12 protein-coding genes are annotated in these 12,138 nt (G+C 44.4%); 5 read left to right on the forward strand and 7 right to left on the reverse strand.

The features are described 5' to 3' along the window. Window positions 1-98 precede the first annotated feature (98 nt). Entirely contained in the window at window positions 99-1,685 is a 1,587-nt protein-coding gene (locus JHD45_RS01645) for an alanine/glycine:cation symporter family protein (RefSeq protein WP_233407498.1), read from the reverse strand. Window positions 1,686-1,696: 11 nt separating this feature from the next. Then, window positions 1,697-2,137, reverse strand: coding sequence for a universal stress protein (locus JHD45_RS01650; protein WP_199474426.1), 441 nt, complete (start codon window positions 2,135-2,137; stop codon window positions 1,697-1,699). Between the two features lie 474 nt (window positions 2,138-2,611). Between JHD45_RS01650 and JHD45_RS01655 the strand changes: the two genes are divergently transcribed. The 4 genes from JHD45_RS01655 to JHD45_RS01670 all read left to right on the forward strand — a co-directional run bounded on the left by JHD45_RS01655 (window position 2,612) and on the right by JHD45_RS01670 (window position 6,683). Beyond that, on the forward strand, window positions 2,612-4,186 hold the full coding sequence (locus JHD45_RS01655; RefSeq protein ID WP_199474427.1) for an inorganic phosphate transporter: 1,575 nt from the start codon (window positions 2,612-2,614) through the stop codon (window positions 4,184-4,186). A 183-nt stretch (window positions 4,187-4,369) separates the two neighbouring features. Next, window positions 4,370-5,065: a hypothetical protein gene (locus tag JHD45_RS01660; protein ID WP_199474428.1), complete on the forward strand. Its 696-nt coding sequence runs from the start codon at window positions 4,370-4,372 to the stop codon at window positions 5,063-5,065. A 140-nt stretch (window positions 5,066-5,205) separates the two neighbouring features. Continuing rightward, on the forward strand, window positions 5,206-5,979 hold the full coding sequence (locus tag JHD45_RS01665; RefSeq protein WP_199474429.1) for a hypothetical protein: 774 nt from the start codon (window positions 5,206-5,208) through the stop codon (window positions 5,977-5,979). A gap of 86 nt (window positions 5,980-6,065) precedes the next feature. Next, window positions 6,066-6,683 (forward strand): LysE family translocator, encoded by a 618-nt coding sequence (locus tag JHD45_RS01670; protein WP_199474431.1) that lies wholly within the window; start codon window positions 6,066-6,068, stop codon window positions 6,681-6,683. A 19-nt stretch (window positions 6,684-6,702) separates the two neighbouring features. Here the strand turns inward: JHD45_RS01670 and JHD45_RS01675 are convergent, their stop codons facing one another. From JHD45_RS01675 to JHD45_RS01685, 3 genes are all read right to left on the reverse strand, one after another. Next, window positions 6,703-8,718, reverse strand: coding sequence for a DNA topoisomerase III (locus JHD45_RS01675; RefSeq protein WP_199474433.1), 2,016 nt, complete (start codon window positions 8,716-8,718; stop codon window positions 6,703-6,705). A 68-nt stretch (window positions 8,719-8,786) separates the two neighbouring features. Next, entirely contained in the window at window positions 8,787-9,278 is a 492-nt protein-coding gene (locus JHD45_RS01680; RefSeq protein WP_199474435.1) for a universal stress protein, read from the reverse strand. A 52-nt stretch (window positions 9,279-9,330) separates the two neighbouring features. Continuing rightward, window positions 9,331-9,549 (reverse strand): hypothetical protein, encoded by a 219-nt coding sequence (locus JHD45_RS01685; RefSeq protein ID WP_199474437.1) that lies wholly within the window; start codon window positions 9,547-9,549, stop codon window positions 9,331-9,333. 193 nt (window positions 9,550-9,742) lie between these two features. On the opposite strand from JHD45_RS01685, the gene JHD45_RS01690 reads away from it, so the two are divergent. Further along, on the forward strand, window positions 9,743-10,363 hold the full coding sequence (locus JHD45_RS01690; RefSeq protein WP_199474438.1) for an FKBP-type peptidyl-prolyl cis-trans isomerase: 621 nt from the start codon (window positions 9,743-9,745) through the stop codon (window positions 10,361-10,363). 100 nt (window positions 10,364-10,463) lie between these two features. Here JHD45_RS01690 and JHD45_RS01695 read toward each other — a convergent pair whose 3' ends face one another. Both JHD45_RS01695 and JHD45_RS01700 read right to left on the reverse strand, forming a co-directional pair. Further along, window positions 10,464-10,880 (reverse strand): GNAT family N-acetyltransferase, encoded by a 417-nt coding sequence (locus JHD45_RS01695; RefSeq protein ID WP_199474440.1) that lies wholly within the window; start codon window positions 10,878-10,880, stop codon window positions 10,464-10,466. A gap of 11 nt (window positions 10,881-10,891) precedes the next feature. Then, entirely contained in the window at window positions 10,892-12,100 is a 1,209-nt protein-coding gene (locus JHD45_RS01700; protein WP_199474442.1) for a cupin domain-containing protein, read from the reverse strand. Between the last annotated feature and the right edge of the window lie 38 nt (window positions 12,101-12,138).

Here is a 12,138-nt window from a genome sequence, read left to right on the forward strand (position 1 = left end):
CGTCGCCTAGTAAGTAAAACGGCCAACGACCTAAATAAAAAAAGACCAAATGATATTGTCATTTGGTCTTTTTTTTGTCTTGTTAAGGGTCAGAAAAGCTAGGCTTTTTTCGCCTTTTTGCGGTCTTTATATTTAACAATTTCACCGGATTTTAGACGTTTTTGGTAGGATGTCAGCTCCTTCTTAACAACCGGCATTAAGAAGTACAAGCCGATGATGTTCGCAACTGCCATGGCAAATATAGCCGCATCAGAAAAATCAATCACTGGGCCAAGATTGGCGGCAGCACCGATGATAACAAATACACAAAACAGAGTTTTAAAGGTTAGCTCTGCTCGTTTGCCTTCGCCAAAGAGATAGGTCCAAGCTTTTAAACCGTAGTAAGACCAGCTGAGCATGGTCGAAAAAGCGAACAGAATAACCGCAACCGCCAGTAGAATAGGAAACCAGCTAAACGCAGAAGCAAAAGCTGCAGACGTTAGCGCCACACCAGAAGAGCCATCAGCGGTCTTAATGGCGGTACCCGCTTCGTTCAAAATATACATGCCTGTTTCTGGATTTTGCAGCAATTGACCTGTAATGATGATGACAAGAGCAGTCATGGTACAAATAACAACAGTATCAATGAACGGCTCTAACAAGGACACAAACCCTTCGGTAACTGGTTCGTTTGTCTGTACTGCGGAGTGAGCAATGGCCGCTGATCCTACCCCAGCTTCGTTAGAGAAGGCTGCGCGTTTAAAGCCTTGAATCAAGGCTCCGACCATGCCACCCGCCACACCAAGGCCAGTAAAAGCGCCAGCAAATATTTGGCTAAATGCCCAGCCAATTTTGTCCGCGTTAACGATTAAAATGACAATGGCTGAGCCAACATAGAGTATTCCCATAAAGGGAACAATCTTATCCGTTACACGTGCGATGGATTTGATCCCTCCGACGATCACAATAAAAACAAGTGCGGCAAATATCACACCGGTAATCCAACCTGGATAATTGCCAATGACTTGGGTTAATTGCGCATGGGCTTGGTTGGCTTGGAACATATTGCCACCACCAAGTGAGCCTAAAATACAAAATACAGCAAAAAGACCCGCTAAGAACCGGCCGCCAGGAATACCACGTTCTTTAAAGCCTTTGGAAATATAGTACATAGGCCCACCAGAGACGCTGCCATCTTTGTACTCATTACGGTATTTAACCCCCAGTGTACACTCGGTAAATTTGGAGGCCATGCCCATCAGGCCCGCGAGAATCATCCAAAAAGTGGCACCAGGCCCTCCGATAGAGACCGCGACCGCCACACCTGCAATATTCCCCAAACCTACCGTTCCAGACAGGGCGGTGGCCAGTGCTTGGAAATGGCTTACTTCTCCTGCGTCATTTGGGTCGGAATAGTCACCTTTTACCAAGGCAATAGAGTGGCCCACACCGCGGAATTGTAAAAAACCGAAGTAGAGTGTGAAGATGGAGGCTCCAGTGACTAACCAAAGCACAATCCAAGGAAAGCTCGTTCCGGGAAAAGGTGCAAAGATAAGGCTGACAAACCACCCTGTCGCATGACCAAATATTTCATTGACCACGGCGTCAATGCCACCAGAGCTTTCTTCTGCTTGTACGCTTGAGCTTACTGTTAAAAGCAGTAGGCTGATGAGAGACATAAAAAGAAAATAGGGACGTTTTAGCATAATCATGCTCCTTAGCTGACAACCGTTACGGGGACATTGGCGCTCATAACGAGGTTGGCGGTTACACTGCCGAAAACTCGTGCACTTAAACCTTGCTCTGTGGAGCGAGCAACAACAATTTGTTCAGCATTGTGTTCGACTGCAATGTTATTGAGAATTGAGGAGGCTTTACCAAATTTCACTACGCCAGAAGCGGCTATTCCCGCCTCTTTGAGGGCTGCTAGGGCGGGATCAATAACGCGCTCTTGGGCGTTTTGGGTTTCAATCTGTTTTTGTTTTTTACGATGGGAGTTTTCTTCTGGTGTTTGGAATGTATAAGGAGACCATTCGACCACGCAAACGAGTTCTAGTTTGCATTCGCTTCCGATTAACGTCGCGAGTCGTTTTGCGTAGGCTAAAGCACGGTTGCCTGCTTCACTTCCATCAACTCCGACAATGATTGTTGCTGACATGGTTCGTTCCCTCTTTGATTGATTGGGGGTAATTAACTCTTTTTTATTGCCAATGCTGTCGTTTGAAAATTTCAACGGCACTGGACTTTTGCGGAATTGCTTTATTATGCATTATTTTTGCACGTTTTTGACTATTTTTATAAAAAAGTCAGTTTTTATGGCTAATCCTTTATAAGATCGCGGTTTTATGGCGTGCGATTTTGAACTGTATCCCACACCATTCTGTTGCCATCACAGGGAGGAAGTATGGCTTAGTAGGAATGAGTCCAATAAAAGTTTTTTAGGGTTTTTATCTGAATTGCCTCGGTGTAGAATGGCGCGCGATTAACATTTCATGAAGGAAATGTGACAGGATGAATAAAGCGTCAAACTCTCTGAAAGTGCTAGGGTAAGCATTTTGCGATGAATGATGAGCCATAAGTTTGTCAAGTGAGCCGCAGTTTGGCATAGATAAATCTTTAAAGAAGAGCCTCTATGGATCTTACAAGCAAATTGAAAAACGAAAAGACCCAATTGGGTGGCGGTGAACTGATACGTGTGCTGATTGCGCTTGGATTTGTATTACTGGCAGGCTTTTACGCCGTGAATCAAGGTGCCGCTGTTTCTAATGTTTCTATTTTAGCGATTGCTGCCAGTATCGGTGCTTATATGGCGTTGAACATAGGGGCAAATGACGTCGCAAATAACGTTGGCCCTGCCGTTGGCTCGAAAGCGCTTTCCATGACGGGCGCTATTCTGATTGCCGCAATCTTTGAAGCTTCAGGGTCTCTGATTGCTGGTGGAACGGTTGTTGGAACGATTCAAAAAGGTATTATTAACCCCAGTTCTATTGCGGACTCTGCAACCTTTATCTGGATTATGATGGCCGCTCTATTAGCGGGCGCTATTTGGCTAAACCTAGCAACGTATCTTGGAGCACCGGTTTCAACTACCCACTCTATTGTTGGTGGGGTACTTGGCTCCGGGATTGCTGCGGGCGGTTGGGGAATTGCAAACTGGAATCAGCTTGGGGCCATTGTTGCCAGCTGGGTGATTTCTCCGGTAATGGGTGGCCTTATTGCGGCGGCCTTTTTGATGTTTATTAAGCGCACTGTCACCTATCGTAGTGATATGATTCTCGCTGCGCGAAAAGTCGTCCCTCTGCTAGTGGCGATTATGGTCTGGGCGTTTTCAACTTACTTGATTCTAAAAGGCTTTAAGCACCTTTTCAAACTGGACATGACAACCGCATTGTTAATTGGCTTTGCGGTCGCTATGACCGGGTACTTTTTAGTTCGCCCTATGGTCGATAGAGCGGCAATGAAGTTGAAAAACGATAAAGATGCCGTGAATAGCTTGTTCACCATTCCACTGATTGCCTCTGCTGCGTTATTAAGTTTTGCCCATGGGGCAAATGATGTTGCCAATGCAATTGGACCATTAGCGGCCATAAACGATGCGCTTATGACGGGAGCCGTTGCCAACTCGGCGCCGATTCCTATTTGGGTGATGGCGATTGGCGGGTTTGGTATTTCGGTTGGTTTAGCTCTGTATGGACCAAAACTGATAAAAACCGTTGGTTCTGAAATTACTGAGTTGGATAAAACTCGCGCCTTTTGTGTGGCGATGGCTGCTGCTATTACGGTGATTATTGCTTCTCAGTTTGGTCTTCCTGTTAGTTCCACCCATATTGCTGTTGGTGGTATTTTTGGTGTGGGTTTCTTGCGGGAGTACCTAAAGCTGTCTTATGAGAAGAAGATAGCTTCGATTATTAAGCACTCTCAGCGTGCAGGTCATGATATTGAAGAAACACAGGCTTTTGTGAAACGTTTCACTCAGGCGGATGTGGGTGAAAAACGCCAAATTCTTAAAGATTTAAAAAATGCCAGTTATATTTCGCCTATTTCTAAAGGCGAGCGTAAAGGGTTGAAGAAAGCGACGAAAAAAGAATTGGTAAAACGTTCCGCTATTCTTCGTATTGCAGCCGCTTGGGTGATTACCGTCCCTGCATCAGCGTTGCTTTCTGCAATGATTTTTTATATGTTGGTAGGCTTCTCTGTTATGCATTAAAGTGCATTGCTGTTATTTATGAAATGAAGCGTTTGTTGATTGCTTTAGTCGAAAAAGAGTGCTTTAGTCAAAAAGGTCAGTTCAGCTGACCTTTTTGTATTTATACCTTCCTAGGTAAGTCTCTGCACCGTTGTATTAAATAGACTCATTTTACTGCTCACTGGATTTGGTAATAAGGTCATAATGAATAATATTGCGCTCGTTGTCGTTACTTGTTTGTGTGTTTCTTTTGCTATTTTAACTATTTTTGGTGTTGTGAAATGGTATAAAAAACAACGCGAACTAAAAAAGAAAGCAACCGAACAGTTAGTGAATCGCAGTTATCGTATATTATCGATTTTGGATATGGTGATGGATCGTTATATGCCTCATCAAACAAAGGTGCTATTGGTTGACTATCTTTTGGCAATCGTTCCAAATCTGGTGTCCCATAATCGATATGGTCAGGATCTGGCCGATAAGCTACCAGAGTTATTTAAAATTCGTGATGAATTAAAGTCGAGCACTAAGTTAGCCGATAATGGTAGAGTGACACATTCGGATCAATTATCTAAGGTGCAAACATCGCTTTCTAGTTTGCCAGCGTTGATCAAAGGTTTTGCGTTAAATGGCATTGTGGATAAGCAAACGGCTAGACAGCAAGTGGAATTGATTCGTTACGGAAATAGTCTTGCTTATCATGATTTATTGGTCCACCAAGCAGATAATGATGTGGACATGGATAAAAAGGCGAGAGCGTTAGAAAAGTATCGGGCCGCATTGGTTGAAATGGAAAAAGTTGCCGCGATAGGTGAGGCTCAAAGGGACATTGATCGTTTAAAGCGGGTAATAGAGTCGGTTGAACAGGCGTTATTTGCTAATCGTTCAACAGGGTCGTAGTTGGGGCTTGGTTTGTAATGCGCTTCGGCAATATAATCTAAAGATGATATGAACACGTTTTCTTAACCTAGACGACCTATTCGCATCTTCTTTACCTCTTAAATAGTGGTTTTTGTACCATCGAAGGCATTTTTTTAAATATGACGGCAGTGACAGTTACGGTTTTATTGCTTGTGATAGGCGGGTTTATAGGAGTCGCAATCGTTTTGCAGCTCAAAGAACAGGCCCGAATTGACAGGCTCCGTAAAATCGCAAACATTAATAATCAGATTCGTCAGGTACGTCGTTATCTTGATGATTTACCGCCTCAATATCAGCCGAAAGACATGCGGCTTTGGTTGTTTTCTCGCATGGTCACCCTCTATGATGAGCTTATCCAATTTGAGCCTAATTCTGCTCTTCAGCGCCGAAAAAGTCATTTAGAACAAGAAATGGCAGAGTTTCAATCGAGTAAACAAAAGCGACGGGCAAAGCCCATTAATGATGAGTTATTAATCATGGAGCTGAAGCGTTTGTTGGAATCATTTCACTTTTTTATCAAACAAAGTGTGAAGGATAAAACGCTAAATTCTGATTCGGGGGCTCGTTATGAAGGGCTACTTTTATTTTATAAGTACAAATTAAATGCGGATTTTCACGCCTATCTAGGTCGACAAGCCTTTTTGACAGGCAAAATGGATGTGGCTTTATCCTCCTATAAAGAAGCATTATCGCAATTAGCTCCAGTCAAAGACAAACCTGAAACGCTGTCATCTGTTAAGCAGCTAGAAGGGATCATTGGTGAAATAGAAAAAGAGCTTGAGGCGAAGCGAGAAGCAGCAGAAGCCACTGTCGAAGAGGAGGATAGCAGCATCAATGATGAATGGGATAAGTTTATGGATGATGCCACGTTTAAAGAAAAGAAACATTTCTAATCTAACCCATAGAATGCATTGTTTTGTGCTATCCAAGTCTCAATTCTTCGCGTTATAGTCAGTTTTTTAATTTATAGGGTGATGCAGTGAATCTTGCTCTCTTAAGTGCTTTTATCCCCACGTTTTTTTTCGTGTCTATCACACCTGGTATGTGTATGACTCTCGCAATGACATTGGGTATGACCATCGGTGTAAGGCGGGCTTTATGGATGATGCTCGGTGAACTGGCAGGGGTAGCGATGGTTGCGGTGTTGTCTTCCATTGGTGTTGCTGCTCTATTACTGAATTACCCAACGGCGTTTACCACATTAAAATTGCTTGGAGGGTTGTATCTTGCTTACATCGGTATTCAAATGTGGTTATCGAAAGGAAAAATGGCCATAAAAATGGAGGCGTCGGATCGAGTCGCTTCGGTGTTTGAATTGCTGTCTCAAGGTTTTGTGACGGCCATTGCCAATCCCAAAGGGTGGGCGTTCTTCATAGCGCTGCTGCCGCCTTTTTTAAATCCCAATCAATCCTTGGCGGGTCAGCTGTTGATCCTCATCGCGATTATTCTTTGTCTCGAGTTTACTTGTTTATTGATCTATGCCACAGGTGGTCGCACTCTAAAATCCGTTTTGATGAAAAGTGGCAATGTGCGGATTATGAATCGTATCGCGGGGACATTGATGATTGGTGTCGGAGGCTGGTTGGCGATAGGCTAACCTATCCCTCTTTGTTGATTTAAGACGACGCTTTCGAGCGTCGTCTTGCGTTTGACGTCGCGGTTCTGCCCCCCGAGCTCTTATTTGTTGTGGCGGTTTTTCGGGTGCCTGTCGATTTTCTGTTGGTTGTGCCTTTTCGTTTGGTAAAAGGTTTTTTACTTGGGGCAGGAAGATTTTGTAGCGCAGAGGTCGGCATGTCTCGTGAGGCACTAAGTAGTTGGTTTAGGTTTGTTTCTAAATTTTCTATAAAGGATTGATAGCTGGTTTCACCTAGGCTGATGTTATTGAGGGCGGACTCCCATTTTGCCGTCATATCTGGAGTGACCAATTGCTCTGGTAGGCAATTGATAAAAGCGCGGCCTGTTTGACTGGCATGGATTTGTTTCCCCTGTCTGGTTAAAAAGCCTCGTTTAAAAAGCAATTCGATGATACTGGCTCGCGTTGCTTCGGTGCCTAGCCCATCCGTTTCTTTTAAGATGGCGCGAATGTCTTTATCTGTGACAAATCGGTTGATACCTGTCATGGCGGCGAGTAAGGTGGCGTCGGTGAAGGCGGCGGGGGGCGTGGTCACTTTTTCTTGCACTTGCCCTTGTGTACACCATAAGGCTTCCCCTTTCGACAATTTTGGTAGCTCGTGCTGGTTTTCATCCTCAGGGTCCTTTGCTGTGCTTCTGGCTGGTAAAAGGCTTTTCCAACCTAGCGAAATAGGTGTGTTGCCTTTGGCTTCAAAGAGACCACCTTCTATTTCTAGCTTGATGTAAGAGGCCAAATAATCGTATTCAGGATAAAACTGCATAAGATATTGGCGAGCGATTAAATTAAAAACCAAGGCTTCTGTTTTTGATAATGAAGCAGCTTTGTGAGCTTGGGTCGTTGGGATAATCGCATGGTGGGCGGTGATTTGCTTATCATTCCAAGCTTTACTTTTTAGGGCGGTGTTTGCGTTTTCGGCTGCTGTCTGCCTGTCTCCACCAGAGCGCGCCAGTGCATTAATAATAGCGGGGGCATCTTTGTGTTGTTGGACGGGTAAATAGCGACAATCGGAACGTGGATAAGTGATTATTTGGTGGCGTTCATATAATGCTTGGCAGGTGTCTAGTACTTGCTGAGCTGATAACGAAAAGGCCTTTGCCGCGTCGATTTGCAATGCCGACAAGTTATATGGCAATGGCGCACTTTGTTTCTTTTGCTTGTATTGTGCATCGATGACTCTAGCTGGCTTGTTGGTGATTCTGCTGGCGACATTTTGGGCCAGTGGCAAACTCAGAACGCGGTTTTCGTCATCCATATAGGGTTGGCAGGCCTCACTGGGCAGCCATTTCGCTTGGAACATGACGCCTTGTGGTGTTTGAATGCTTGCCCAGACTTGATAAAAATCCTTGGGTACAAACGCTTCTCGTTCTTTATCTCTGGCGGCCACTAAACCAAGCACAGGGGTCTGCACTCGGCCAATCGATAATACCCCTTGGTAGCCAGCCTGACGGCCTCTAATCGTGTAAGCGCGTGTTAGGTTAAGGCCTAATAGCCAATCGGCGCGCGCACGACCTAATGCAGAACGTGATAAAGCGGCGAACTCACTATTAGGACGTAAGTTATTTAGGGCTTTTTTAACCGCTGCAGGGGTTAAATCGCTAACGAGTAAACGCTGTGTGCTTTTCAGCTTTTGGACGGGAACCTTAGTGTAGTGCAGTACTTCATCAACCAGTAACTGTCCTTCTCGGTCTGGATCGCCAGCATGTACCAAAAGGCTGGCCTTCTTGATAAGTCTTTTCAGGATGCTGAGTTGCTTTTTAGTGCCGGATTTTTCTTGCCATTGCCAGTCGGTCGGAATAATGGGTAAGTGATCTAGACTCCATGATTTATAAGCTGGGTTATATTGATGAGGTTCAGCTTGCTCTAATAAGTGGCCGATACACCAGCTAATGCAATCGCCATTGGGTAACCAAATGCAGCCTTCTTCTTTTTTTTGTGGAGAAGGGAGGGCAGCGGCGATAGCGCGAGCAAGACTGGGTTTTTCGGCAATATATAGAATCATGGACACACTTACTGTTTATATATACAGTAAGTGTATCTAAGATGAAGGATTCTGGCTAGTGTGTCCGTTTATTTATGTGCTTTGATGGGCACAACCAATACTGGGATATTGCTGTGGTGAATCACTTTGTTCGCAGTAGAACCGATGATCATTTGGCCAAATCGGCTATGAGTACGGCTGTTCATGACAATAATATCGGCTTCCACTTTTTCAGCAACATGAATAATGGCTTCATAGGGAACGCCTTGCGCAATTTTAGTCTCAGGTGGGTGAGCTAAAGCAGATAGCGCTTCTTTGTTGTCATTAATGTAGTCGCTGAGCAATTCTCTCATTTTTTCATTGATATTTTTGACGGCCTCATCGCGCATGGCTTTTGTGGTTTCTTCAGGCAGGTAATTGGTAATCATATTAGTTGCTTGAGCGCCAAGTGGCTCAAGTACATGCATAACCACAACTTTGGCCTGATGGGCAAGGGCAAGGTTCATGACGTGCCCCAACGCGGATTGAGTTTGGCCTTCTAAGTCGCAGGCGTAAAGGATAGTGTTGACTTCAGGTAACATGGAGACTCTCCTTGGCATGTTGTTGATCTTCTATAAGAAGAGTTTATTCCTTTCAGACTTTTAGATGATGATCTAGATCATGTTTTACCTGCGTGGTCTGAATAATGTTGGTACCGGCTCGAGCTTGCTGTGTTTCCTGATAGGCATCGAATAAGAAACAACTACATGAGGCGGTCAAGATGATGCCTACGAAGAGTAGTCCCCAGTAATCAATACGCTTTTTATTATCCTTTCTCTGGCTGACTTGCGATACAAAAACCTTAGCTTTCATGATGAAGTGACCCAATCCGTTGATAATGATTGATTGTAATTGATAATGAATATCATTTGCAAATACTATTTTTTTATCAAGATAAGAGATCGTTAGGTAGGTTTTTAGTGTGGCTGAAAAGTCCGCTCTTTCCTGAGCTTACGGCTATGTTATGATAGCGCCTCAAATTTTTACAAATAAAGAGAGTGTTTCTATGTCAGAACTGTCGTTCGACTCTAACGAATCTAAAATCGCTTATGGCATCGGTCGTCAAATTGGTGATCAACTTCGGGGTAGTGATCTTGGTGAACTATCCTTAACCCATTTGTTTGCAGCCATTGAAGACGCCCTAAACGGTGCAGAAATGCGTGTTCCAGGTGCGGAACTTGAAGCGGCTTTTGCTGAACTTCAACAAAAAATGGAAGAGAAGGGTCGTGAAGCGTCTCAAGCCAACATTCAGGCAGGTGCTGCTTTCCTAGAAGAGAACAAAGCAAAACCAAGTGTGACGGTGACGGAAAGTGGTCTTCAATACGAAGTAACACAAGAAGGAACTGGTGCAACCCCAGAACGCAGCTCTACAGTACGTGTTCACTATGAAGGTCGCTTGATTGACGGACAAGTATTTGACAGTTCTATTGCCCGTGGCGAACCCATTGAATTTCCGCTAACAGGTGTTATCGCTGGCTGGACTGAAGGTCTACAATTGATGAAAGAAGGCGCGAAATACCGTTTTACCATTCCATCAGAATTAGCATATGGTGCTCAAGGCGCTGGTGCTATGATCCAGCCTCATTCTGTTCTTCAGTTTGATGTTGAGCTAATTGCTGTTGTTTAATTAATCGTTTTTTAAAATTAAAAACGCACAATATAAAAAGCGAGCTTATCCCAAATGGAAGGCTCGCTTTTTTTGTTTAAGCTAGATACCTATAAGAAGGCTAAATCTCACGTTCCATACGAATATGCATTTTCCCTGCCTCTAAAAAAATTTTGCCGTCGGTTTTAAAGCGCTGCTTTTCATAAAAGGTCTGTACATCTACTTGAGCATGTAAAAAGACACAGCGAATGCCCATTTCTCTGGCAACTTTAATCGCTCTGTTGATTAGCATCTCACCATAACCCTGATGACGATAAGCGGGTAAAACAGCCAAGCGGCTAATTTGGCCATTTTCCGTTAAGCGGCAGGTGCCCGTTGGCACGGCGGTTGTGCCAAATGAGACAAAGTGAACGGCGTCTTCATCTTGGTCGTCCCATTCATCTTCTGGGGCAATGCCTTGCTCTATGATAAAGACTTGTTTACGCACAAACGTGAGTTGGTCTTTGCTACTGTTCCAATCGGATGTGAGTACCTTCAAGTAGGGTTCCTCTAGTCTTCTTCGTTAGCAACCAGTTCGATCAGCCCTTGTTGACGAAGTAAAAAACGTAACAAGGGTTCTAGGTCTGGGTCTTGTGTTAAATCGAGTCCTGAAAAATCAAATTCGGTTTGGTCACAAATCGCTTGTATAAAAATTGATAGATCGGCATTCACCACTAAGCTTTCACCATTACAAAAGATTTGTACACGATTGTTTGTTGCTTCTAGACCTTCTAGCAAATAATAGCAGATACGAGCATCGCCAGGGCGAATAAAGGTTTTTCCTTGAATAGCATGCTCAAATGCGGTGTCTAACTCCTGTTGGTTAAACGGCACTAAATATTCAGGGTATTTACTTTCGCTCATGGTTTCGCCAAGCCACTGAGCAAGCATGTCTGGTTGATTGATCAAACGGGCGAGTTGGCTTTGTAAGTTGGCGATATCGTCTTTGCTAATATGAGCACTGTGTTGTCGAGCCCCTGTTTCGGGTGGAGCAAAGCGGTCTTTCGGATTGTCGATTTCGCATAGTTTGTCACGAACCCCCGTCAACGCCTCTTGTATGCTGGGGGCGCGAAAGCCGATGGAGTAAGTCATGCATTCACTGTCAAGAGCTCGGCCATTGTGAGCAAAGTTAGGGGGCAAATACAGGATGTCACCGGCTTCAAGCTCCCAATCCATATCTGGATCCACAGGGAAGTTGTCTAAAATATGCAGTTGAATATTAGGGATAGCGGAGTCTTGATATTGATCCGGGGATAAGACTTGCCAGCGGCGTTTACCAGTGACTTGAACCAAAAAAACATCGTATTGATCATAATGAGGGCCAACACTACCGCCTTCGGTGGCGTAGCTGATCATTACGTCATCTAATCGCCAACTTGGCAAAAATTGAAATTGCTCTTTCAGCGACTGAACCTCAGGTACCCAGTGGTCGACCGCTTGCACCAGTAGTGTCCACTCCTTTTCGGGCAATGTCGCAAAAGTGTCCTCGGTAAATGGGCCTTGGCGCATTTCCCAAGGTGTGAGGCCATTTTCAATCACAATGCGTGATTCAACTTCTTCTTCCATTGCCATGCCCGCCAATTCGTCGGCGTCGAGTGGTACGGTAAAATCAACAAGACCTGCACGAATGAGAAGAGGCTTTTTCTGCCAGTATTCCTCTATAAAGGTTTGTGCTGTCATGCCACCAAGAATGCTCAATGGGGTGTTTAAGTCGCTCATTATTTGCTCATTACAATAAAGAAAGTGGGATCGCTAAA

The organism is Marinomonas spartinae, from assembly GCF_016461715.1.
GTDB classification, from domain to species: Bacteria; Pseudomonadota; Gammaproteobacteria; order Pseudomonadales; family Marinomonadaceae; genus Marinomonas; species Marinomonas spartinae_A.